General features: G+C 72.6%; 21 protein-coding genes. 9 read left to right on the top strand and 12 right to left on the bottom strand.

Annotation, left to right across the window (positions count from 1 at the left end; all coding sequences use genetic code 11):
- Nucleotides 1–99: 99 nt before the first annotated feature.
- From ASG70_RS15625 to ASG70_RS15615, 3 genes are all read right to left on the bottom strand, one after another.
- Nucleotides 100–1,521: an NAD(P)/FAD-dependent oxidoreductase gene (locus tag ASG70_RS15625; protein WP_056884758.1), complete on the bottom strand. Its 1,422-nt coding sequence runs from the start codon at nucleotides 1,519–1,521 to the stop codon at nucleotides 100–102.
- Complete coding sequence (locus ASG70_RS15620) at nucleotides 1,518–2,048, bottom strand: hypothetical protein (protein WP_056884757.1); 531 nt, start codon at nucleotides 2,046–2,048, stop codon at nucleotides 1,518–1,520. Before ASG70_RS15620 ends, ASG70_RS15625 begins: the two co-directional genes overlap by 4 nt.
- 116 nt (nucleotides 2,049–2,164) lie before the next feature.
- Complete coding sequence (locus ASG70_RS15615) at nucleotides 2,165–3,361, bottom strand: S53 family peptidase (RefSeq protein WP_056884756.1); 1,197 nt, start codon at nucleotides 3,359–3,361, stop codon at nucleotides 2,165–2,167.
- Between the two features lie 329 nt (nucleotides 3,362–3,690).
- On the opposite strand from ASG70_RS15615, the gene tig reads away from it, so the two are divergent.
- Together tig and ASG70_RS15605 are read left to right on the top strand one after the other, a co-directional pair.
- Nucleotides 3,691–5,043, top strand: coding sequence for a trigger factor (gene tig / locus ASG70_RS15610; protein ID WP_082590883.1), 1,353 nt, complete (start codon nucleotides 3,691–3,693; stop codon nucleotides 5,041–5,043).
- Nucleotides 5,044–5,149: 106 nt separating this feature from the next.
- Nucleotides 5,150–5,629, top strand: a complete 480-nt coding sequence (locus tag ASG70_RS15605) for a hypothetical protein (RefSeq protein WP_056884755.1) — start codon at nucleotides 5,150–5,152, stop codon at nucleotides 5,627–5,629.
- A gap of 22 nt (nucleotides 5,630–5,651) precedes the next feature.
- Here ASG70_RS15605 and ASG70_RS15600 read toward each other — a convergent pair whose 3' ends face one another.
- A complete protein-coding gene (locus ASG70_RS15600; RefSeq protein ID WP_056884754.1) occupies nucleotides 5,652–6,725 on the bottom strand; it encodes a LacI family DNA-binding transcriptional regulator in 1,074 nt (357 codons plus the stop codon).
- Between the two features lie 63 nt (nucleotides 6,726–6,788).
- On the opposite strand from ASG70_RS15600, the gene ASG70_RS15595 reads away from it, so the two are divergent.
- From ASG70_RS15595 to ASG70_RS15585, 3 genes are all read left to right on the top strand, one after another.
- Nucleotides 6,789–8,021: an MFS transporter gene (locus tag ASG70_RS15595; protein ID WP_056884753.1), complete on the top strand. Its 1,233-nt coding sequence runs from the start codon at nucleotides 6,789–6,791 to the stop codon at nucleotides 8,019–8,021.
- 198 nt (nucleotides 8,022–8,219) lie between these two features.
- Entirely contained in the window at nucleotides 8,220–8,870 is a 651-nt protein-coding gene (locus ASG70_RS15590) for an ATP-dependent Clp protease proteolytic subunit (RefSeq protein ID WP_369818928.1), read from the top strand.
- An 8-nt stretch (nucleotides 8,871–8,878) separates the two neighbouring features.
- On the top strand, nucleotides 8,879–9,544 hold the full coding sequence (locus ASG70_RS15585; protein WP_056884751.1) for an ATP-dependent Clp protease proteolytic subunit: 666 nt from the start codon (nucleotides 8,879–8,881) through the stop codon (nucleotides 9,542–9,544).
- A 40-nt stretch (nucleotides 9,545–9,584) separates the two neighbouring features.
- On the opposite strand, the gene ASG70_RS15580 is transcribed toward ASG70_RS15585, so the two are convergent.
- A complete protein-coding gene (locus tag ASG70_RS15580; protein WP_056884750.1) occupies nucleotides 9,585–10,670 on the bottom strand; it encodes a TerC/Alx family metal homeostasis membrane protein in 1,086 nt (361 codons plus the stop codon).
- A gap of 350 nt (nucleotides 10,671–11,020) precedes the next feature.
- On the opposite strand from ASG70_RS15580, the gene clpX reads away from it, so the two are divergent.
- A complete protein-coding gene (gene clpX, locus ASG70_RS15575) occupies nucleotides 11,021–12,295 on the top strand; it encodes an ATP-dependent Clp protease ATP-binding subunit ClpX (RefSeq protein ID WP_056884749.1) in 1,275 nt (424 codons plus the stop codon).
- 101 nt (nucleotides 12,296–12,396) lie between these two features.
- Here clpX and ASG70_RS15570 read toward each other — a convergent pair whose 3' ends face one another.
- From ASG70_RS15570 to ASG70_RS15550, 5 genes are read right to left on the bottom strand one after another with little or no spacing between them, the layout of a single operon-like run.
- On the bottom strand, nucleotides 12,397–12,975 hold the full coding sequence (locus tag ASG70_RS15570) for a hypothetical protein (RefSeq protein WP_056884748.1): 579 nt from the start codon (nucleotides 12,973–12,975) through the stop codon (nucleotides 12,397–12,399).
- Nucleotides 12,972–14,384 carry a DUF58 domain-containing protein gene (locus tag ASG70_RS15565; RefSeq protein WP_082590881.1) on the bottom strand — a complete coding sequence of 471 codons (1,413 nt, stop codon included), beginning with the start codon at nucleotides 14,382–14,384 and terminating at the stop codon, nucleotides 12,972–12,974. Before ASG70_RS15565 ends, ASG70_RS15570 begins: the two co-directional genes overlap by 4 nt.
- The gene (locus tag ASG70_RS15560) at nucleotides 14,381–15,394 is read right to left on the bottom strand and encodes a MoxR family ATPase (RefSeq protein ID WP_056884746.1); all 1,014 of its coding nucleotides are present in this window, start codon (nucleotides 15,392–15,394) and stop codon (nucleotides 14,381–14,383) included. Before ASG70_RS15560 ends, ASG70_RS15565 begins: the two co-directional genes overlap by 4 nt.
- Nucleotides 15,394–15,894, bottom strand: a complete 501-nt coding sequence (locus tag ASG70_RS15555) for a hypothetical protein (protein WP_156400046.1) — start codon at nucleotides 15,892–15,894, stop codon at nucleotides 15,394–15,396. Before ASG70_RS15555 ends, ASG70_RS15560 begins: the two co-directional genes overlap by 1 nt.
- A complete protein-coding gene (locus tag ASG70_RS15550; RefSeq protein ID WP_156400045.1) occupies nucleotides 15,891–16,619 on the bottom strand; it encodes a DUF4129 domain-containing protein in 729 nt (242 codons plus the stop codon). The genes ASG70_RS15555 and ASG70_RS15550 overlap by 4 nt, the downstream gene beginning before the upstream one ends.
- A 211-nt stretch (nucleotides 16,620–16,830) precedes the next feature.
- On the opposite strand from ASG70_RS15550, the gene ASG70_RS15545 reads away from it, so the two are divergent.
- The 3 genes from ASG70_RS15545 to ASG70_RS15535 are packed head-to-tail and all read left to right on the top strand — an operon-like array spanning nucleotide 16,831 to nucleotide 19,217.
- Nucleotides 16,831–17,865, top strand: coding sequence for a sigma-70 family RNA polymerase sigma factor (locus ASG70_RS15545; RefSeq protein ID WP_082590879.1), 1,035 nt, complete (start codon nucleotides 16,831–16,833; stop codon nucleotides 17,863–17,865).
- Nucleotides 17,862–18,461 carry a maleylpyruvate isomerase N-terminal domain-containing protein gene (locus ASG70_RS15540; protein WP_056884743.1) on the top strand — a complete coding sequence of 200 codons (600 nt, stop codon included), beginning with the start codon at nucleotides 17,862–17,864 and terminating at the stop codon, nucleotides 18,459–18,461. Before ASG70_RS15545 ends, ASG70_RS15540 begins: the two co-directional genes overlap by 4 nt.
- Nucleotides 18,462–18,515: 54 nt before the next feature.
- Nucleotides 18,516–19,217 carry a hypothetical protein gene (locus ASG70_RS15535; RefSeq protein ID WP_235531532.1) on the top strand — a complete coding sequence of 234 codons (702 nt, stop codon included), beginning with the start codon at nucleotides 18,516–18,518 and terminating at the stop codon, nucleotides 19,215–19,217.
- Here ASG70_RS15535 and valS read toward each other — a convergent pair.
- Both valS and ASG70_RS15525 read right to left on the bottom strand, forming a co-directional pair.
- Nucleotides 19,148–21,799, bottom strand: a complete 2,652-nt coding sequence (gene valS / locus ASG70_RS15530) for a valine--tRNA ligase (protein WP_056884742.1) — start codon at nucleotides 21,797–21,799, stop codon at nucleotides 19,148–19,150. The genes ASG70_RS15535 and valS overlap by 70 nt on opposite strands.
- A 63-nt stretch (nucleotides 21,800–21,862) precedes the next feature.
- The coding region (locus tag ASG70_RS15525) for a S8 family serine peptidase (protein WP_200949303.1) at nucleotides 21,863–22,930 on the bottom strand (1,068 nt) is incomplete at its 5' end.

Raw genomic sequence — 22,930 nt, 5'->3', positions numbered from 1 at the left:
CACCTCTCGGTGGGGCCCTTCGTCGTGGAGAGTCGCGGTGGTGGCCGTCGGCGTCAGCTCTTCCCGCCCATGCTCAGGGCCCGTGGCCGGCGCCCGTGGTCACAGCCCGTACTCCTCCAGCAGGCGCAGCCAGATCTCGCTCATCGTCGGGTAGGACGGAACCGCGTGCCACAGCGTCGTGAGCGGAACCTTGCCGACGATGGCGACGGTGGCGACGTGGACGAGCTCGGCCACGTCCTGGCCCACGAACGTCGCTCCCACGAGGACGCCCGCGTCCTCGTCGACCACGATCCGCGCCTGCCCCTGGTACCCCTCGGCCTGCAGGCCCGAACCGGCCGCGCTGTCCATGGGGAGGTCGACGACCCGGATCCGCAGCCCGCGCTCGCGAGCCTCGGCCTCGGTCAGCCCAGCGGCTGCCACCTCGGGGTCGGTGAACACCACCTGCGGCGCACCGAGGTCGTCCGCCCACGGCGTCGTCCGGTCGGCGTCCGGTTCCCGGCCCGCTGCCCGGGCACCGATCAGGTCGCCGCACGCGCGGGCCTGGTACTTGCCCATGTGGGTGAGCAACGCGATGCCGTTGACGTCGCCCACGGCGTACAGCCACGGGGTGTCGCCCCGGGCGCCCTCGACCTCCATGCGGGCGTTGACCGCGACGTACCGCGCGTCCGTGAGCTTCCCGCCGACGGCCTCGACGCCCAGGTCCTTCGTGGCGGGCGTGCGACCCACGGCGACGAGCAGCTCGTCGGCGACGACCTTCGCCCCGCCCTCGAGGTGGACGGTCACCTCACCGGTCGACCCGAGTCGTGACACCGACTCCGCAGCGGTGTCGACGCGCACCTCGACCCCGTCGCGCTCGAGGGCCTCCTTGACCGCGGTGCCGGCGAACTCCTCGTGGCGGCCGAGCAGGCCGGGCGCCTGCTCGATGATGGTCACGGTGGAGCCCAGGGCCGCGTAGACCTGCGCCAGCTCGCACGCCACGACCCCGCCGCCGAGCACCGCCAGCCGCTTCGGGATGCGCCTGGAGGTGGTCGCCTCGCGGTTGGTCCACGGCCGGGCCTCCTGCAGCCCGGGGATCGGCGGCACGGTCGGGGCGGTGCCGGTGGCCAGGACCACGGCCTTGCGGGCCCGCACCGCGCGGCCGTCCACCTCGAGCGCGAGCTCGCCGGTCAGGCGGCCCTCCCCGCGCAGCAGGGTGATGCCGACGTGGTCGAGCCAGCCGACCTGCCCGCTGTCGTCGAGGTGGTTGATCCAGGCGTCACGCCGGGCCAGCACCCCCTTCGGGTCGAGGTGGGCGCCCTCCGACCCCTGCACCCGCTGTGAGGCGCGCGTCGCGTGGACCGGCCGCAGCAGGGCCTTGCTGGGGGAGCAGGCGTAGAAGCTGCACTCGCCGCCGACGAGGTGCTTCTCGACGATGGCGACGGTCAGGCCGGCCTTGTGGGCGCGGTCGGCGGCGTTCTCCCCGACCGGGCCGGCGCCGACCACGACGACGTCGAACTCGAGGGGCTGCTCGTGCTCGCTCATGAGCGCACGGCGCCGGCGTCGAGGTTGCCGGTGAGCGCGTCCCACAGCCGGGAGCGGCCTCCGTCGCGGTCGAGCTCGTGCTCGACGCGCCGCACGAGCCGCTCGGACGGCCAGACGTGCCAGGCCATGAGCAGCAGCGACAAGGTGCCGCCGACGACGTAGGTCATGGCGGTGCGGGGCTCGACGACGAACGCCGCGACGAGGGCGACCATCGCCACGGACTCGCAGAGCGCGAAGCGCAGCACCATCGAGGTCTGGTAGGCGGCGCGTCCGGCGGCCACGGCGTCGGACTCGGGGGTGGCCGGGGCGATCGCGGGCACGCGGTAGCCGACGGCCTGCACGAGGAGGTGCACCGCGACCGCGAGCGCGCCCAGTGCCGCGGGCACCCAGACGGGCGGGTAGCCCTCGAGCCCCAGGACCGGCGCCATCACCACGGCGAGGACGACGAGGGCGCCGATGAGGGTGCCGGCGAGGACCCGCAGCTGGGCGAGGGGAGCGGGAGGAGGCGGCGACGAAGGCTGGCTCATGCGCCAAACCTAGGGGGAGGGGCCCCGTACCGCGTGCCGGACGGCCCCGGGCTGGTGCCCGGGGCCGTCGGTGGTGCAGCGCAGTGCAGTGGTGCAGTGCGGTGGTGCGGCCCCGGTCAGAAGGCCGAGGTGCCGTTCGGGGTGCCGAGGCCGGTCGGGCCGTCCCAACCGCTCTTGGCGGTGCACCACGAGGCGCACGTGCCGTTGGAGCCCGACGTCACGTCGAACAGCCCGGAGGTGTGGGCGTAGGGGAGGGTGTTGGCGTAGCCGGCGGTGTTGCCGCTCAGGGCGTAGACCGAGGCGACGATCGGGGCCGACAGGCTCGTGCCGCCGTACTGCGCCCACGACGAGGAGTTCTGCGTGGTCGGGGCGTAGGTGGCCAGGCCGGTGTTGGGGTCGGCGACGGCCGAGACGTCGGCGATGGCGCGGCCGGAGCAGCTCGTCATGGCCGAGGTCTGGCCGGTCGGGGCGGCGTTGAGGGTCGTGCAGCCGGAGCCGGCGCCGTTCCAGGCCGACTCGTTCCAGCCACGGGCCGAGGAGTCCTTGAACAACGAGGTGCCGCCGATCGCGGTGACGTAGTGCGAGGAGGCCGGGAAGCTGCCACCCTGGTAGCCGTTGTCACCGGTCGAGGCGGTGACCGCGATACCGGGGTGGTTGTAGGCCGCGCCGTAGGAGCTGTCGGCCAGGTCGCCGCCGCCGTAGCTGTTGGAGATGGCTGCGACACCGGCCTGCTTGGCGGCCGTGTTCACCGCGGCGCCGAGGTCGGTGAGGCTGGCGCTGTTGGCCTGCACGAGGACGATCTTGCAGGACGGGCAGGTGGCCGAGACGGCGTCGAGGTCGAGGGCCTGCTCACCGGCCCAGCCCGAGTTGAAGCGCGGCAGCGAGGTGCCGCCGGTCTGGTTGATGATGCGCAGGCAGCCGTTGGCGGTCGTGCAGGACGACAGGCCCCACTGGGAGCGGTAGACGCCCAGGTCGCGCTCGGCGTTCGGGTAGCCGTAGGCGTCGACGATGGCCACGGTGCGACCGCCGGCGGACAGCCCGGTCACCTTGTAGGCGCTCTGGATGTCGGCGGGGGTCTTGCCGGAGATCGCCTGGGGGGTGATGGGGCGGCCGGAGGGGTCGACCGCGCGCCCCGAGTCGTCCGTGAGCTTGAGCGCGTGGCAGGCCGCCACGGTCGGGGACGACGGGGTGGCACAGACACGGCTGGCGTGGCTCTTGGCCGAGGGCGCCGCGGACGCGGTGGTGACCGCGGTCGTGACGAGCCCCAGGGATGCCGAGGCCGCCAGTGCGACGGAGAGGATCTGCTTGCGCATGCGTGGATTCTCCTGGTGTGGGGGGATGGGCGACCGATGTCGCCCATGTCGGACCCTGTGCCCGGTATCCATTGCGAGGCAATGCTTTTCGCGCCCGGGTCCGCGACCTTGCAAAGAAATGGCTCGCGGGTGGCGAGAACTTTGCGGAAAGTCGTGACGGATGTCATGGCGTCGTGCCAGTCACGTATGGGTCAGGCCCCTGACCTGCGGCGACGGCTCGGTTCGGTGCGTGACCCGGCAAGGGCTACCATGGGTTTTTGGCCCGCGCGCGCCTTCCGCCGGCGCACTGGGCCTTTCCTGTTGCCCATCTGAACCTGGAGTACCCCGCAGTGAAGAGTGCCGTCGAGACCCTCAACCCGACCCGGGTCAAGCTGACCGTCGAGGTCCCGTTCGAGGAGCTCAAGCCCAGCCTCGACGCGGCATACGCGACCATCGGCTCCCAGATCCAGGTCCCCGGATTCCGCAAGGGCAAGGTGCCGTCGCGCATCATCGACCAGCGGGTCGGCCGTGGCGCCGTGCTGCAGGAGGCCGTCAACGAGGCCCTGCCGCAGTTCTACGGCCAGGCCGTCGAGGACAACAAGGTCCGCCCCATCGGCCAGCCCGAGGTCGACGTGACCGAGGTCCCGGCCGAGGACGGCCAGGAGCTCAAGTTCACCGTCGAGGTCGACGTGCGGCCCGAGGTCGAGCTGCCCGAGGACTTCAGCACCATCACCGTCGAGGTCGACGAGGCCAAGGCGTCCCCCGAGGACGTCGAGGAGCGGCTCATCGCGCTGCAGGAGCGCTTCGGCACCCTCAAGGGCGTCGAGCGCGTCGTCGAGACCGGTGACTTCGTGTCGATCGACCTCGAGGCCTCCATCGGCGACGAGGAGATCGACTCGGTCAAGGGCATCTCCTACGAGGTCGGCTCGGCCAACATGCTCGAGGGCATGGACGACGCGCTGCTCGGCATGGCCGCCGGCGAGACCAAGAAGTTCACCGCGCCGCTGGCCGGTGGTGACCACGAGGGCCAGGACGCCGACGTCACCGTGAGCGTGCAGTCGGTCAAGGTCCGCGAGCTGCCCACCCTCGACGACGACTTCGCCCAGCTGGCGTCGGAGTTCGACACGCTCAAGGAGCTTCGCGCCGACGTCACCAAGCAGGCGGAGAAGGCCAAGAAGTTCGAGCAGGGCGTCCAGGCCCGCGACAAGGTCCTCGAGCACCTCCTCGAGACCGTCGACGTCCCCGTGCCCGACGGCATCGTCGAGGCCGAGGTGCACGCCCACCTCGAGGGCGAGAACCGCCTCGAGGACGACGAGCACCGCGCCGAGGTCGAGGAGAGCACCCGCAAGGCCCTCAAGGCCCAGTTCCTCCTCGACGCCATCGCCGAGAAGGCCGAGGTCAAGGTCGAGCAGCCCGAGCTCATCGAGTACCTCGTGATGTCGGCCCAGCAGTACGGCATGGACCCCAACCAGTTCGCGCAGGCGATCGACCAGCAGGGTCAGGTGCCGGCCATGGTCGCCGAGGTCGCCCGCCGCAAGGCGCTCGCCACCGTGCTCGAGCAGGCCAAGGTCGTCGACACCGCCGGTGCCGAGATCGACCTCAGCGAGGTCACGGCGACCGACATGGTCTCCGAGCTGGCAGCCGACGACCACGAGGGTCACGACCACGAGGGTCACGACCACGAGGGTCACGACCACGACTGAGGCGCAAGCCAACCGAGGCAAACGTGTGCCGCGCCCCGGATCCCGGGGCGCGGCATACGTCGTTTGCGGGATCTGTCGGGTGACGGTGCGCCCGACCCTTGTCTCCATGGACATGACCTCCTTCCACAAGCTGCGGTGGGCGGTGCAGGAGAACGCACACCGAGCGGACCCGCGCCACGCCGCGGCGCTGCAGGCGGCCCTGGAGAGGTCGCTGCGGGCGAGCCGGCTGTTCGCGGAGGTGGAGCTCGGGCGCACCGACGACCCGGACCAGATGGTCATCGGTGTCTGCCGCTGCGCCGACGACGTCGCCCCCTGGGAGGCCGGTGTCGGTGTCGAGCGGCTCTGGGGTGTCGTGGCGCTGGAGGCCAAGTGGGAGGCGCACGCGGTCGGGTGCACCGACAGCCTGATGGAGTTCGAGGGCGCCGTCACGATCGACGACTCGGGGCACTACATCACCGTGCACCTCGTTGCCGAGCCCGCGCCGGTCGCCGAGCCTGCGCCGGTCGCCGAGCCGGCCCCGGCCACAGCCGTGCAGGACGACCAGGCGGCCGGCTCTCCCGCGGTCGGCGCCACGATCGACGCCTGACGCCTGACGCCTGACGCCGGGCTCAGCTCTGCGCAGGTGCTGCGGTGGTCGTCCCGATGCGCAGGTCGCCGGCCTGCAGCTCGTCCTGCGGCCGCTCACCGTCGAGCAGACGGCGCAGCAGCTCCCCGAGCCGGCGCCCCTTCTGCTCGCCGTGCTGGTCGATGGTCGTCAGCGTGCCCGGGAACCACGGCAGCTCGACACCGTCGAACCCGGTGACGCTGAGGTCCTCGGGCACCCGCAGTCCCAGCTCGTCGGCGGCGCGCACCACGCCCATCGCGAGCAGGTCCGACTGTGCGACCACGGCCGTGGGGCGGTCGGCAGGGGGACGGTCGAGCAGCAGCCTGGCCGCGGCAGCACCCTGCTCCACGTCGGGCAGCGAGGTCTGCGCCATCAGCGACGAGTCGTCGAAGACGTCGAGGAACCCCAGCGCCCGGTCGCGGCTGTCGGCGAACTCGGCGTCGTCGAGCGCCGTGCGGGTCGCCAGCCCGGTGGGGCTGTCGTGGCGCAGCGGCATCATGAGGTGGGCGACGCGGTGGTGGCCGAGGTCCTTCAGGTGGCGGCTCACGGCGGCACTGCCGGCCCGGTTGTCGAGCGCGAGCTGCACGACGCGCTCGTCGGCGGGGGAGCCGTCGCCGACCATGGGGATGCCGCGGGCCGCCAGGTGGTCGACGGCCGGGTTGTCGTCTGGTCCGCACAGCGAGAAGACCACCGCGTCCAGGGCCGTGCCGGCCAGCTGGGGGATCGCCTTCTCGGGTGAGCCGGCGTGCTGGGCGATGAGCAGCATCCCGGCGGGCACCTCGTCGAGCACCTGCGAGAGCCCGTCGAGGACGCTGACGGCGAACGGGTCGCGGAAGGCGTGCAGCAGGCGTCCTTCGACGATGACGCCCACGACACCGGACCGGCCGTGGCGCAGCGACGAGGCGAGCGGGTCGGGCCCGGTGTAGCCCAGGCGCGCCGCAGCGGCCAGGACGCGCTCGACGGTGTCGGCGGCCACCGGCCCCTTGCCGCTGAAGGCGAGCGAGGCCGTCGAGGTGGAGACGCCCGCGGCCTCGGCGACAGCCCGCAGCGTGGCCCGGGGTTGACGGTCGGTGGTCATGCGCGACACACTATCGAAACGATTCGATCGAATCGATTCGACCGCTCGCCCTGAAAGCCCTTCGTGAACCACACCGCCTCCCTCGACCGCACCCGCGTCGTCGCCGCCCGCAACGCCGTCTTCGTCGTCTTCGCCCTCGCCGGCATCGCCTTTGCCTCGTTCGCCGCCCGCATCCCCGACGCCAAGGCGGCGCTCGGGCTCTCGGCCGGCCAGCTCGGGCTCACCCTCTTCGCCGCCTCGGCCGGCTCGCTCACGGCGCTCCCGTCAGCGGGGCGGGTGGCCGACCGCATCGGCGCCGCGCGCACCGTCGTGACCGGTGTCATCGTCTCCTTCGCCGGGCTGCTGGTGGTCGCCGCAGGCGTCGACCTGGTCGAGTCCCGCTGGGTCGTCGCGGCCGGCCTGTACTTCGTCGGCATCGGCGTCGGGCTGTGGGACGTCGCGATGAACCTCGAGGGCGCCGCCGTGGAGCGGCTGCTCGGCCGGACCGTCATGCCGCACTTCCACGCGGCGTTCTCCGGCGGCACGGTGCTGAGCGCGCTGGTCGGCGCGGGGATGTCGTGGGCCAAGGTGCCGCTGCTCGCGCACTTCGGCGGCGTGATCGTGGTCGCGTCCGTCGTCGCGGCGTGGGCCCTGCGCTCCTTCCTCCCACGTGCGGTCGAGGCAGAGGCCGAGCCCACCGAGGCGGAGGTGGCTCGGCCCGTGAAACCGCGCTCGGCCTGGCTGGAGCCCCGGACCCTGATGATCGGGCTCGTCGTGCTGGCGGCGGCCTTCACCGAGGGCACCGCCAACGACTGGATCTCCGTGGCCTTCTCCGAGGGCTACGACCTGCCGCGCTGGGCCGGGGTGCTCGGCCTCGCTGCGTTCCTGTCCTTCATGACCGCCGGCCGCCTCCTCGGCACCCGGCTGCTCGACCGCTACGGGCGGGTGCCGGTGCTGCGCGTCACCTTCGTCATGGCGGCCGTGGGTTCGCTCATGGTGATCTTCGGCGGCACGGTGCTCGCCTACGTCGGTGCGGCCATCTGGGGTGTGGGCGCGTCCCTCGGCTTCCCCGTCGGCATCAGCGCGTCCGCCGACGACCCGGCGCGCGCCGCGGCGCGGATGTCGGTCGTCGCCACCATCGGCTACACCGCGTTCATCGCGGGGCCACCCCTGCTCGGCTTCCTCGGCGACCACTTCACCGTGCTCCGCTCGCTGATGGCGGTGACCGTCATGGTCGTGCTCGCGATGCTCGTCATCCCGCAGACCCGCGAGCTGCGGGGGGTCTCCACCGAGGCGGAGGCCAAGGTCTCCGCCTGACACTCCCGAGCCGTCGCGCCCCCGGTCCCGTGCACGGGGAACCTGGGGCGCGCCCCTGCCGGCGTGCGTGCGGCAGGGGCTCGACGCCGTACCCGGCCTGTGCGCTCAGGGCGAACACGGCGTGGATCGGGGACTTACGCCCACCACGTCCGCGTTAGGGTCACTGCAAGCCAAGGACGCCAAGGGAAAAGAGACATGGTGAGCAGCGCCGAGACGCCACAGAGGATCGTCGGTGCGGGCGAGGGCCCGCAAGGCGGTCTGGACGACCACATCTACAACCGCCTCCTCAAGGAGCGGATCATCTTCCTCGGCTCGGACGTCCGCGACGACAACGCGAACGCGATCTGCGCGCAGCTGCTGCTGCTCGCCGCCGAGGACCCCAGCAAGGACATCTGGCTCTACATCAACAGCCCCGGTGGCTCCATCTCCGCGGGCATGGCGATCTACGACACGATGAACTGGATCCCGAACGACGTCGCGACCGTCGCGATGGGCATGGCTGCCTCCATGGGGCAGTTCCTGCTCTCGGCCGGCACGCACGGCAAGCGCTACGCCACGCCGCACGCCCGCGTCATGATGCACCAGCCCTCGGGCGGCATCGGCGGCACCGCCTCGGACATCAAGATCCAGGCCGAGCAGATGCTCTACGTCAAGAACCAGATGGCCGAGCTCATCGCCCAGCACACCGGTCAGACCAAGGAGCAGATCGAGCTCGACTCCGACCGTGACCGCTGGTTCAGCGCCGAGGAGGCCAAGGAGTACGGCTTCGTCGACCACGTGTTCAGCAGCGCCTCCCAGGCCGGCGGCCGCAGCGCAACCGACGACAACCCCGTCACCGGGGACAAGTGAGGACCTCGATGAACTACGACGTCAACCCCGCGATGCACGGCGGTCTCCACGTGCCCGGCCCCTCGAGCCGCTACATCCTGCCGCAGTTCGAGGAGCGCACCTCCTACGGCATGAAGCGCCTCGACCCCTACACCAAGCTGTTCGAGGACCGCATCATCTTCCTCGGGGTGCAGGTCGACGACGCGTCCGCCGACGACGTCATCGCCCAGCTGATCGTGCTCGAGTCCCAGGACCCCGACCGCGACATCCTGATGTACATCAACAGCCCCGGTGGCTCGTTCACGGCGATGACGGCCATCTACGACACCATGCAGTACATCCGCCCGGACGTGCAGACGTTCGTGATCGGGCAGGCCGCCTCGGCGGCCGCGGTGCTGCTGTCGGCAGGCGCGAAGGGCAAGCGGTTCGCCCTCCCGAACGCCCGGATCCTCATCCACCAGCCGGCGCTCGCCGGCGGTGACTACGGCCAGGCCTCCGACATCGAGATCCAGGCCAACGAGGTGCTGCGCATGCGCACCTGGCTCGAGGAGACCTGGGCGGGCCACACCGGCCGGACCATCGAGCAGGTCCGCAACGACATCGAGCGCGACAAGATCCTCTCCGCCGCGGAGGCCAAGGAGTACGGCCTCATCGACGAGGTGCTCGGCTCGCGCAAGGCCACGCTCGACGACTGACGCTGCGCGCCGTACGGCGCCGCGGCCCGATGCCGCCCGCTCACCGCCCGCGCACCGCGTGGGGCTTCGAGCGGGCGGCATCGTCGTCCCCGCCCGCGTCCCTGCCCCCGCGGGTGGCGGCCAGGCTCGTGGCCGTCACCACGGCGAGGATGCCGACGATCACGCCCAGGGAGGCGAGCGTGGGGACCTGGGGGGCCGACGGCCAGACGCCGTGCGCCCAGTGCAGGACGAGCTTGACGCCGATGAAGCCGAGGATGGCCGCGAGGCCGTAGCCGAGGTGGACGAGCCGCGACAGCGCACCCTCCAGCACGAAGTACAGCGCGCGCAGGCCGAGCAGCGCGAAGGCGTTGGTGGCGAACACGAGGTAGGGGTCGCCGGTGATGCCGTAGACCGCAGGCACCGAGTCGACCGCGAAGACGATGTCGGTGGCGAGGATGGCGACGGTGACCAGCGCGAGCGGGGTGAGGGCGCGGCGCCCAGCGTGGCGGTCGGGGCGCCGTACGGTCATGGCGGTCGAGTGGTAGCCGTCCTCGACGGGCATGACCCTGGACAGCAGCCGGACGCTGCGCATCCGGGACACGTCGATGGTGTGGTCCTGGCCGGACAGGGCGTCCTTGAGCAGCTTGACGCCGGTGACCAGGAGCACGGCCCCGAACAGCAGGAACGTCCAGTCGAACGTCTGCAGCATCTGGGCACCGAGGGCGATGAAGACCCCGCGCAGCGCCAGCGCCCCGACCACGCCGATGAGCAGCACGCGCTGCTGCAGCTCGCGGGGCACCGCGAAGGCCGCGAGCAGCAGCATGAACACGAAGAGGTTGTCGACCGACAGCGACTTCTCGACGAGGTAGCCGGTGTAGTACTCGACGCCGATCGTCCCGCCGTGCTGGGACCACAGGTAGCCGCCGAAGGCGACGGGCAGGGCGATGTAGAAGGCCGACCAGCCGACGGCCTCCTTCATGGAGACCTCGTGGGGCCGGCGGGTGAGCAGGAAGTCGAGCAGCACGAGCAGCAGGACGCCCGCGATGCTGACCGCCCACAGCGTGGGGGTGCCGATCGAGTCGCCTGCGGCGGGGTCGGCTGCGGCGGTGACGAGGGTGTGGGGGAGCTGGGGAAGTCCAGGTGTCATGGGGGTTCCTCGGGCGGGTCGAGCCGTCCGAGGTCTCCTTCACCGCACCGGTGGGGCGCGGCGCCGTCCGGGAGCACCATGGGGTGCTCGTACTGACCGGACCGGCTCTGGGAAGTACTCCCCTCGTGGTGGACAGGGTACCGGCGCGCGGCGCCACCCACCAACTTCAGCGACCTGCCGCAAGGGGCAGTCCGTGGGTTGGCGGCAGTTGTCCGCCCTCAGCGGACAAGGCTGACTGGGACCCGACTCGGCGGTTTCAATGGAGCGTAGGAGGCCCTCGGCGCTGTAGCGTCGGGGCCGGTGCTGCTCGGCCTGGGCAGCATGCGAACGGAACGGACCGGAGGACGCCAGTGGCACGCATGGGAGAGAGCGGCGACCTGCTGAAGTGCTCGTTCTGTGGCAAGAGCCAGAAGCAGGTCAAGAAGCTGATCGCGGGTCCGGGTGTCTACATCTGTGACGAGTGCATCGACCTGTGCAACGAGATCATCGAGGAGGAGCTCGCCGAGTCCTCCGAGCTGGGCCTGGACGAGCTGCCCAAGCCCCGCGAGATCTTCGACTTCCTCCAGAACTACGTCGTGGGGCAGGACGTCGCGAAGAAGGCGCTCGCCGTCGCGGTCTACAACCACTACAAGCGGATCCAGGCCGGCGAGGCGACCGCGAAGAAGGACGTCGAGTCCGTCGACATCGCGAAGTCCAACATCCTGCTCATCGGCCCGACCGGCTGCGGCAAGACCTACCTGGCGCAGACGCTCGCGCGCATGCTCAACGTGCCCTTCGCCATCGCCGACGCGACGGCCCTGACCGAGGCCGGCTACGTCGGCGAGGACGTCGAGAACATCCTCCTCAAGCTCATCCAGGCCGCCGACTACGACGTCAAGAAGGCCGAGACGGGCATCATCTACATCGACGAGGTCGACAAGATCGCCCGCAAGTCCGAGAACCCCTCGATCACCCGTGACGTGTCCGGTGAGGGAGTGCAGCAGGCGCTGCTGAAGATCCTCGAGGGCACGACCGCGTCGGTCCCGCCGCAGGGCGGTCGCAAGCACCCGCACCAGGAGTTCATCCAGATCGACACCACCAACGTGCTGTTCATCGTCGGTGGCGCGTTCGCCGGCCTCGAGAAGCTCGTCGAGTCGCGCAACGGCAAGAAGGGCCTGGGCTTCGGCTCCGAGCTGCACACGCCGAAGGACCTGGCCGACTCCATCGGCGAGGTGATGCCCGAGGACCTGATGAAGTTCGGGCTCATCCCCGAGTTCATCGGCCGCCTGCCGGTCATCACCACGGTCAGCCCGCTCGACCAGTCGGCGCTGGTGACCATCCTGTCCGAGCCGCGCAACGCCCTGGTCAAGCAGTACAAGAAGATGTTCGAGATCGACGGCGTCGAGCTCGAGTTCACCGACGACGCGCTGCAGGCCATCGCCGACTCGGCCCTCAAGCGCGGCACGGGCGCCCGTGGCCTCCGCGCGATCATGGAGGAGGTGCTCCTGCCGGTGATGTTCGACGTCCCCAGCGACGACGGCATCTCCCGCGTCGTGGTCACCAAGGAGGTCGTCCAGGACAACGTCCTGCCGACGATCGTGCGCCGCGACGAGGAGCCCAAGCGCACGCGCAAGCGCTCCGCCTGACCCCACCGACACCCGTGAGAGGCCGCCCGGACGTCCGGGCGGCCCCTCACGCGTCGGGGGAGCGGGACGGCGCGTGACCTGCGGTCGACGGGACGGCCGCGTCAACCCCGGTCGTCGTCGCGCGCCAGGAGGTGCACAACCAGGGCGAGCACCGCGGCTGCGGCGATGGCGGCATACGTGAGGCCGACCTCGCCGGGCACGCGCTGCTCCCCGGCGACCAGCGCCAGCGCCCACACCGGGAGCGTGAGGCCGGCGACGACGGCGCCCCGGCGGGCCCACCGGCGCAGCGTCGCGCGGGGGAGCGGTGCGCCGGGCGGCAGGCTCGCCGTCAGCGCGGCGGCCAGGTGGACGACAAGCAGCAGCCACGCCGCGCCGAGCAGCCGCAACCAGGCACCGGCGCCGGCCGGCACGGGCACGGTGGCCACCCAGTGCAGGACGTGGCCCACGACGAGCACGGTCGCCCACGACGACTCCGGGCGCCACGCGGCCCACAAGGTGAGCGGTACGAGCGCCACGGCGGCCACGATGAGCGCGTGCGGCGCGGCGACCAGGGTCAGGACGACGAGGGCGAAGGACGCCACGACGAGCAGTGCGCGGACGGCGGCCTGCGACCGAGACAGCGACAGGGCCGAGGCGAGGCGGTTGGTCGAGGGACGGCGTGGTGCGGTGGCGGCGGTCACCGGCTCACCACCCGGGGAGCGCGGGAGCGGCGACCGAGGTCACGCAGCACCAGGTCGAGGGTGCCCGGACCGGCCCACGGCACGATGGGGACGCCGGCCTCCCGGGCCCGGGCCATCTCGCGTGAGCGCTCGAGCAGCCGGATCCGCCACGCCAGCCGGGTCTCGTCGGGGTGCTCTGCGGCTGTCGCGGCGATGTCGGCGAGGCGCTCGGCGGGAAGGTCGGGCGAGGCGAGCTCGGCGGGGAGGGTGTCGACGGTGACGACCGAGATGCCCCGCCGGGACAGCCCCACCGCGTGGGCCAGCACGTCGGGGGACACGGCGGGCGTGAGGATGACCGCCAGGGTGCCGGCCGAGACGTGGTGCCGCAGCTGCGACCGCAGGCGCTTCTCGTCGCTGACCGTGCCGTCGGCGACCCTGGTGCGGGCCAGGGCGTCCAGCAGCCGGCGCAGGTGGTTGGGCCCCGCGGCGGCGGTCACGGGAGGCAGGTCACGGGCGCCGAGGACGATGAGTCCGACCCGGTCGCCGGCCCGCAGGTAGTGCTCGGCCACGGCGCCGGCAGCGCGCACCGCGTTGTCGAGGCTGCTGCCGGAGCCGTCCACGCCCTCGCTGCGCCCGATGTCGTGCATGGCGTCGACGAGCAGGAGGATCTCGCTGTCCTGGTCGGCGTGCGTCGCGGTGACGTGCAGCTGCCCGGTGCGGGCGGAGACGGGCCAGTGGACGCGGCGCAGCCGGTCACCGAACCGGAACGGCCGGATCTGGTCGAGCTCCCCTCCGTCACCGGGGTGGTGGGAGCGGTTCTGGCCGACGAGGCCGTCGGGGTGCGGCACGGCCACCCGGGCCGTGAACGTGTCGGGGAGCGGCACGGTCGGGACGGCCGGGAGGGAGATCGGTTCGGGCTCCCAGCGGAAGCCGCCGAGGGCGCTGCTCAGGGCCAGGGTGGCCGGCCCGAGCGTGCGGTGTCCCCACCGGGTGCTGCGACAGGTGACCGACAGGACGGTGGGTTCGGTGCCGTGCGGGTCGACCGCGGCGGCCACGGAGCGGGAGCCGGGGTCGTACGCGGTGTGCGGTGTCGGCAGGAGTGTCAGTCCTGCCTCCTCGACCTGGGCGGTGGGCTCGAGGGTCGCCCGCCAGGCGGTGGCCTGTCCCTCACGCAGCAGGGGCGCGGTGGTGCGGACGCGCAGCTCGGGGTCGGCCGTGGGTCGGTGGACGCTGGACCACAGGGCGACCACGAGCAGGGGTGCGCCGAGCACCAGGGCGTCGGGGCGCCGCAGTACGACGCCGACGGCGACGAGCAGGACGCCCAGGCCGAGGGCCCGGACGTGGGCGGGGGTCGCCCGCCACCGCCCGGACACCCGCAGGCCCGCGGCCTCCGCGCCGCTCGCGGCGCCCACGGCGGGGGCTCCGCTCACGGGCGCTCGAAGCCGGTCCGGGCCGAGGCGCCGAGGGGTGCGGGCGTCGGCACCGACGACAGCACGCTGTCGACCACGCTGGCCGCCGACACGTCGTTCATCCACAGCTCGGGGCGGACGGTCACGCGGTGGTCGAGGCAGGCGTGCGCCACGGCCTTGACGTCCTCGGGGGTGACGTAGTCGCGGCCGCGCAGCACGGCATACGCCCGCGACGTGAGCAGCAGCGCCAGCGAGCCGCGCGGCGAGGCGCCCATGAGCAGGTTCTGGTGCGTGCGGGTCGCCGCGGCCAGCTTCACGCAGTACTGGCCGACACCCTCGTCGACGGTCACGGTCTCGACGGCCTGCTGCATCTCCATGAGCCCCGCGGCATCGGTGACGCGCGAGACCTCCTGGGCCTCCTGGCGGCGCTCCATGCGGCGCGACAGGACGTCCCACTCCTCGCGGGCGGTGGGGTAGCCGAAGCTGACGCGCATCAGGAAGCGGTCGAGCTGGGCCTCGGGGAGGGGGTAGGTGCCCTCGTACTCGACGGGGTTGGCCGTGGCGAGGACGTGGAAGGGGCGGGGCAGCCGGAACGTCTCGCCCTCGACCGTGACCTGGCCCTCCTGCATCGCCTCGAGGAGGGCGGACTGCGTCTTGGGGGGCGTGCGGTTGATCTCGTCGGCGAGCAGCAGCCCGGTGAACAGCGGGCCGTGGCGGAAGGTGAACTCGTGGGTGCGCTGGTCGTAGAGGAACGAGCCCGTCAGGTCGCTCGGCAGCAGGTCGGGGGTGAACTGCGCCCGGGCGAAGTCCAGCCCGAGGGCCTGGGCGAAGGAGCGTGCCGCGAGCGTCTTGCCCAGCCCCGGGAAGTCCTCCATGAGCACGTGGCCGCCCGCCAGCACGCCGGCCAGGACGATCTCGAGGCTGCGCCGCTTGCCGACGACGGCGCGCTCGACCTCGGCCAGGATGTCGGCCGCGCGGGCCGAGACCTGCTCAAGCGTCAACGTGGTGGTCGGGGTCGGGGACTGCGTCACTAGAGCTCCTCCAGGGTGGTGGTGAACGCCGCGAGCCGGTCGCCGGGCAACCGGCTCGGCGGGGGCTGGGTGAGGTATGCGGTGAGGTCGGGTCCGAGCGCGGCGCCTGCCGCCTCCGGCTCTTCGGCCAGGGACAGCCCGCGGCGCAGCCGGAGGTGGTCGACGGCCAGCATCGAGACCGCGGCGTGCAGGCGGCGGCCCGCGTCGGCGTCGCCTGCCGCGGCCGCTCGCACGTCGCCCGCCAGCCGCGTGATGCGGGTGTCGACCCCTCGCGGCTGGGCGGGGGCGGTGAAGGTGTGAGACCAGTCGGTGTGGCCCCGCGACTGCCACAGCCCCTGGACGAGGACGCCGAGTGCGGCGACCAGGGCCACGCAGGCCACGAGGAGCCCGGCGCTGGAGAGCACGGGGACGCTGACCGTGACCGCCCCGACGAGCAGGACTGCGGCGAGGGCGAGCAGCAGCACCCGTACGGCGCCGAGACCGGCGAGGTTCCTCCTCATCCGCGCCGACCGGGGTGGCCCGTGGTGACGGGAGCGCTGGTGCCGCTGCGGTGGACCCGCCGCAGGTCGGACTGCACCTGCTGCAGTGCCTCCCGGGCCCGCTCGCGCATGTCCTCGCCCACCGGGTGGGTGGAGAAGCGCGCCTCGCGGTACAGGGCAGCAAGGGTGTCGAGGGGAGCCCGCTCCACGGAGTAGGAGCGCAGCACCGTGGTGACCAGCTCGGCGGAGGTCAGGGAGGCGTCGTCGCGGATGCCGACCGAGCGGACGGCCGACTCCAGGGCCACCCAGGCGGCGACCACGGCGTTGGCCGGGGTGCCGGTGGCCAGCAGCTCCTCGCCCTCCTCGGCGCCGCGCAGGACCGCCTCGGGGAGGATGCTGGCGGGCACGCCGTCGTCAGGCTCCTCCCGGGTCTGCCACCACTCACGCACGGCGCGCGCCGCCGCCACGAGCACGGCGAGGACCACCAGGGCGAGCGCGACCTTGAAGGCCCACGTCATGAGCGTGACGAACAGCGGCTGGTCCTGCCCGGGCATGCCCGAGGACAGCTTCTCGGCCTCGCCTCGCGCCGCCTGCGTGGTGCCGTAGTCCTCGCCGGGCGCCGGCGCCTCGTAGCCGGACAGGTCCCGGCGGGCGAAGATCGCGACCGGCCCGGAGGCGGAGACCCAGGCAGCCAGCAGCAGGGTCGCCCCGCCGCCGGCCAGGAGCAGCCCGTCCCGTCGCGTCATGGTCACCGACCCTAGGCAACCTCCGGCCGCACCTGCAGGGAGGTCAGCGAATGGGTGACATTTCGTTATCTTCCGGCTGGTCAGCGAGCCGCCGATGAGTTTCCGCGCAGGTCGGAGTCTGTCCTCGTGTGGTCCTCCTGTGCCTAGGGTGGGACCGCAGCACCAGCCCGGCGCGGCGGCTCGCGCAGGGGGGACCGACCAGGAGGATGCGATGACCCAGCGCAGCGACACCGACGTCGTCACGAAGGAGCGCCCGGCCCAGGCTGCGTTCCCCGAGCTGACCGACGGCTACCGGCGCGAGCTCACCGCGCACTGCTACCGGATGACCGGCTCGATCCACGACGCCGAGGACCTGGTGCAGGAGACCTACCTGCGCGCCTGGCGCTCGTTCGAGGGGTTCGAGGGGCGGTCGTCGGTGCGCACCTGGCTCTACCGCATCGCGACGAACGTCTGCCTCACGGCGCTGGAGGGCAAGGACCGGAGGCCGCTGCCCACCGGGCTGGGTGCCCCCGCGAGCAGCCCCGGCGACCAGCTCGCCCAGTCGAGCGAGGTCACGTGGCTCGAGCCGGTGCCCGACCCGCTGGTGGTCGGCGAGTCCAGCGACCCGGCGACCATCGTCGCCGAGCGCGAGAGCATCCGCCTGGCGTTCGTGGCGGCCCTACAGCACCTGCCGGCGCGCCAGCGGGCCGTGCTCATCCTGCGCGACGTGCTGCGGTGGAGGGCCTCGGAGGTGGCGCAGGCACTCGACACGACCGAGGTCGCGGTCAACAGCGCCCTGCAGCGGGCCCACGCCCAGCTCGCGAAGGCCGACGTCAGCCAGGACACGCTCGAGACGACCTTGGACCCGGACAAGGAGGCGATGCTCGAGCGGTACGTGAAGGCGTTCTGGGAGAAGGACATCCAGGCCATCGTCGGCATGCTGACCGCCGACGCCGTCTGGGAGATGCCGCCGTACACCGGGTGGTACTCCGGTGCGCAGGACATCGGCCGGCTCATCGACACCCAGTGCCCCGGCGGCGTGCACGACATGCCCATGGTCGCCACGACCGCCAACGGGCAGCCCGCCTACGGGCTCTACATGCGCCAGCCCGACGGCACGTTCGCGCCGTTCCACCTCCAGGTGCTCACGCTGCGGGGCGGCAAGGTGGAGCACGTGGCGGCGTTCTTCGACGCAGAGCTGTTCGCCACCTTCGGCCTCCCGGCCTCGCTCCCTGCGGACCACGTCGTCGGCGCCGGGGCGCCGTGACCCTGCCCGGGGCCCCGGCCACGGTCCCGCGGACCATCGAGCTGCTCGACCGGGCGGTGGGTTACGCCCGGATCTGCCTGGCCCGCGTGGGCGAGGCCGACCTCGACCGCCCCACCCCGTGCGCGCAGTGGTCCCTGCGCGACCTGCTGGTGCACATGGACGACTCGCTCGCCGCCCTGGGCGAGGCGGCCGGTGCCACCCGGTTGAGCCTGGTGCCGGTGGCCGGCGACGGCGAGGCTGCGGAGCTCCTCGGCAGGGTGCGCCAGCGGGCGTGCAGCCTCGTCGCGCAGTGGGTGCCCGCGCAGGACGGTCCGGTCGCGCTCGGGCAGGCATGGCTCGCGCGCGAGGTCCTCGGCGGCGTCGGCGCCCTGGAGATCACCCTGCACGGCTGGGACGTCGGCCGGTCCGTGGGCGCGGACCTGCCGATCCCCGCGGTGCTGGCGCTCGACCTGTGGCCCTGGGCGCGCGACCACATCACCGACGCCGACCGCCCGGCCAGGTTCGGGGAGCCCCCGGCGGTGTCCTGGTCGGCCTCGCCGCAGGCCCACCTGCTCGCGCGGGCGGGCCGGCGGGAGGCGGCGGTCGCGACGCCCTGATGCTGGACGCCCTGATGCTGGACGCCGTGTGCCGCGACCGGCGAGGATGGGGCCATGGCCTCGGGTTTCCGGTTGCGCGTCGGTGACACCGGGCCCGTCCAGCAGAGCCCGGTCACCTGTGGCTCCGCCTGCCTCACGGTGGCCCGGATGCTGGTCAACCCCGCCTTCGCGCGGTGGATCACCACGGGGGAGGGGCCGCGGGGCGACGCCCCGGCCGGCGCCACCGAGCAGGCGCGCTTCGCTGCCTACGAACGGGTGGTGATGGCGCGGACCAACGGGCTGCGCGGGGCGGGCGGCCGGCTCAACCTGCCCTGGCCGCGTGCCCTCGGCACGCCACCGTGGGGTGCGCGGGCCGAGCTCGAGTACGGCGCCGCCCGCAGGGGCACGACCTACGAGCTGCGCGTGGTCCGACCGCTGCGTGCCGCAGCCCTGAGGGCGGCGCACCGCACCCTGGTCGACGTGGTCGCCGACGGCGAGCCCGCCCTGCTCTACATCGGCAGCGCCACGCTGCCGCGCCACGTCACCCTCGTCCTGCCCGGTGACGGCGACCGCGTGCTCGACGTCTACGACCCCGCCAGTGGCCAGGTCACCCTGCTCGACGAGGGGCGGTTCGCCGGCCACGAGCTGGGCATCGCGGGCTGGGACGTCCCATGGATCACGGTGCAGCCGGACGGGCTGCGCCGCGTTCAGGCCTTCGGCTTCTCCACCGGGATCAGCTCGGCGTCGCGGACCTCGGGGGTCTCGGCCTCGGCATAGGTCGGGGTCGCAGTGATGCGACCCGCGGCGCGCAGGTCGGCCTCCGCCTGCTTCACGCGCGCGACCCACTGCCCGGGACCGGCGAGCACGAGCGAGGCGACCTCGGCGCGCATGCCGACCTTGGCCTCCGACTTGGCCTTGCGGACCCCGGCGAGGGCCTCGCCGACCGCGCCGAGGACGGCGGCGTCGCCGCCCTCACCCGCGGTGAGCTCCTCGACCGTCGGCCAGGCGCTGCGGTGCACGGAGCCCTCGTGCCACCAGGACCAGACCTCCTCGGTGACGTAGGGCAGGAACGGAGCGAGCAGCCGCAGCACCACGTCGAGGGCGATGCGCAGCGCCGCCCGCGCGGACGCGGCGGCCTCCTCGCCCTGGCCGCCGTAGGCACGGTCCTTGACCAGCTCGAGGTAGTCGTCGCAGAAGGTCCAGAAGAACGTCTCGGTGGTCTCGAGCGCGCGGGTGTGGTCCCACGCCTCGAACCCCGCGGTCGCCTTGGCCACGACGTCACGCAGCTCGGCGAGCATGGCGACGTCCAGGGGGTTGGTCACCGCGGCCGACAGGTTGCCCTCGACCTCACCGCCGTCCGTGACGGCGGGTTCGGCTTCGCCAAAGCTGAGCGCGAACTTGCTCGCGTTGAGGACCTTGATGGCCAGGCGGCGGCCGACCTTCATCTGCCCGGTGTCGTAGGCCGCGTCGGCGCCGAGGCGGCCGCTCGCCGCCCAGTAGCGCACCGCGTCGGCGCTGTGCTCCTTGACCACGTCCTCGGGCGTGACGACGTTGCCCTTGGACTTGCTCATCTTCTTGCGGTCGGGGTCGAGGATCCAGCCGGAGAGAGCCGCGTGCCGCCACGGCACCGACCCGAACTCGAGGTGCGAGCGAACCACCGTGGAGAACAGCCAGGTGCGGATGATGTCGTGCGCCTGCGGCCGGACGTCCATCGGGAAGACGTCGGCGAACAGCTCGGGGTCGTCGCGCCAGCGGCCCGCGATCTGGGGCGTCAGGGAGGAGGTGGCCCAGGTGTCCATGATGTCGGGGTCGCCGACGAACCCGCCGGGCTCGCCGCGCTGTGACTCGTCATAGCCCGAGGGCGCCTGCGCGGCGGGGTCGACCGGCAGCTCGTCCTCCGAGGGCACGAGGGGCTTGTCGTACAGGGGGTCGCCGGCGTCGTCGAGCGGGAACCACACGGGGATCGGGACGCCGAAGAAGCGCTGCCGCGAGACGAGCCAGTCACCGTTGAGGCCGCTGACCCAGTTCTCGTAGCGGGCGCGCATGAAGGCCGGGTGGAAGTCGACCTCCCGCCCCCGCTCGACGAGCTCGGCGTTGAGCTCGCGGTCGCGGCCGCCGTTGCGGATGTACCACTGGCGCGACGTCACGATCTCCAAGGGCTTCTCACCGCGCTCGTAGAAGTTCGCCTTGCGCTGGGTCGCCTTCGGCTCGCCGTCGAGGTCGCCGGACGCGCGCAGGGCGGCGACGATGGCCTCACGGGCGCCGAACGTCGTCCTGCCCGCGACCTGCTCGGCGAACAGCGCCGCGCCCGGGCCTGCGGCGACCCACTCCGGGACGTCGGCCTGAATGCGTCCTGACCGGGTGATGATCGAGCGTGTCGGCAGCTGCAGCTCGCGCCACCACATGACGTCGGTGAGGTCGCCGAAGGTGCAGCACATCGCGATGCCGGCGCCCTTGTCGGGCTCGGCCGCGTGGTGCGCGACCACCGGGACCTCCACCCCGAACAGGGGCGAGGTGACCGTGGTCCCGAACAGGGCGGCGTACCGCTCGTCGTCGGGGTGGGCGATGAGCGCCACCACGGACGGGATGAGCTCGGGGCGCGTGGTCTCGATGTGGATGGGGCCGTCGGCGCCGTGGAACGCGACGCGGTGGTAGGCGCCCGGGTAGTCGCGGGCCTCGAGCTCGGCCTGGGCCACGGCCGTCTGGAAGGTGACGTCCCACAGCCCCGGTGCCTCGGACTGGTAGGCCTCGCCGCGGGCGAGGTTGCGCAGGAAGGCCTGCTGGGCCGTGGCCCGCGAGTGGTCGTCGATGGTGCGGTAGGAGATGTCCCAGTCGAGGCTGAAGCCCATACGGCGGAACAGGCTCTCGAACGCCTCCTCGTCCTTGACCGTCAGCTCGTCGCACAGCTCGATGAAGTTCTGCCGCGAGATGGGCTGGGCGTCGGCCGCCTTGAGGCTCTTGGCGTCACCGCGGTGCGGGGGCTCGAAACCCTCGACGTAGGGGAGCGTCGCGTCGCCGCGGACGCCGTAGTAGTTCTGCACGCGCTTCTCGGTGGGCAGGCCGTTGTCGTCCCAGCCGATCGGGTAGAAGACCTCGAAGCCGGCCATCCGCTTGTAGCGGGCCATGCAGTCAGTGTGCGTGTAGGAGAACACGTGCCCCATGTGCAGCGAACCGGACGCGGTCGGGGGAGGGGTGTCGACAGAGAAGACCGCTCCGCGCCCGCGCTCGTGGGCGGACGCCCGGTCGAACGCGTAGGTGCCCTGCTCGCGCCATACCTGCGACCACGTGTCCTCGAGCCCGTCGATGGAGGGCTTGTCGGGGATGGTGGCAGCGCGAGGCGTGGTGGGTGCGTCGGTCATGGCGTGATCTTCCCATCCCGGTTCGTGCGCTGACCAACCGGTTGTCAGGGGGCGACGGTGGTGTCAGGCGGTGCGGCGCCGGCGGCCGGGCCGCAGGGCGCCCCCGAGCGCCAGCGCGATCAGGGCGCTCACCCCGAGCAGAGACCACCACAGGGCGGCGGTGCGCTCGGGGGCGTGCGGGTCGGGGACGGCGCGCAGGTCGATGGCCGGCTTCGGGGTGGCGACCACGGGCGGGCGGGTCACCCCGGGGGCCACGGGTCCGCTCACGCTGCCGTCGGTGAGGGCGGTCAGGGCCTCGTACGGCTGGATGAGTCCCCAGCCGGCCGAGTCGTCGCGGCGGTCGCGCTGGTCGCGCGACGCGGTCGCCTCGAGGCGGTGCTTCCAGCCCGCCGGGCCCTCGGTGGGGAAGCGCTGGGCCAGCAGGGCCGCCGCGGCGCTGGCGTACGCGGTCGCGAAGCTGGTCGACTCCTCCTCTTCCTCCAGGACGCAGTCACCGGCGCCCTTGAAGGTGGTCAGGATGCTCGTCCCCGGGGCCGCGACGTCGACGTGGGGCCCGTGGATCGACCCCTGCCCGACGAAGTCGCCGCGGTCCACCGCGGCGACCGCCACTGCCTGAGGGTATGCAGCGGGGTAGCGCGGCCCGTCGCTCTTGTTCTCGGACACGTTGCGGTTGCCGGCGGAGGCGACGACCAGAGAGCCCTTGCGCGTGGCGTACTCGACGCTCGAGCGCAGGGCGTCGTTGCTCGTGGGGGTGCTCATCGAGACGTTGATGACCTTGGCGCCGTGGTCCGCGGCGTAGCGGATGCCTGCCGCGATGCGGTCGGGACGCGGACCCACACCCTGCTGGCGGCTCCGCTCGTCGTCGGCGTAGAAGACCTGGACGGGCATGACCTTCGACTCCGGTGCCAGGCCGATCACGCCCGAGCCCTTGACGAGCCGGGCGGCGATCTGGCCCGCGATGGCCGTGCCGTGGCCGACCGCGTCGGTGGTGGGCTTGAGTCCGGGGACGAGGGACTTGCCGGGCACGAGTGCCCCCTTGAAGTGGGCGTTGCGGGCGTCCACACCCGAGTCGACGACGGCGACCGTCACGCCCTTGCCGGTCGCGAGCGTCCAGGCGTACCGCGCGTTGAG

The sequence above is a fragment of the Phycicoccus sp. Soil748 genome, from assembly GCF_001428025.1.
GTDB lineage: Bacteria > Actinomycetota > Actinomycetes > Actinomycetales > Dermatophilaceae > Pedococcus.
The sequence above is the reverse complement of the archived record's forward strand: the minus strand, read 5'-3'. Positions and strand labels throughout refer to the sequence as shown.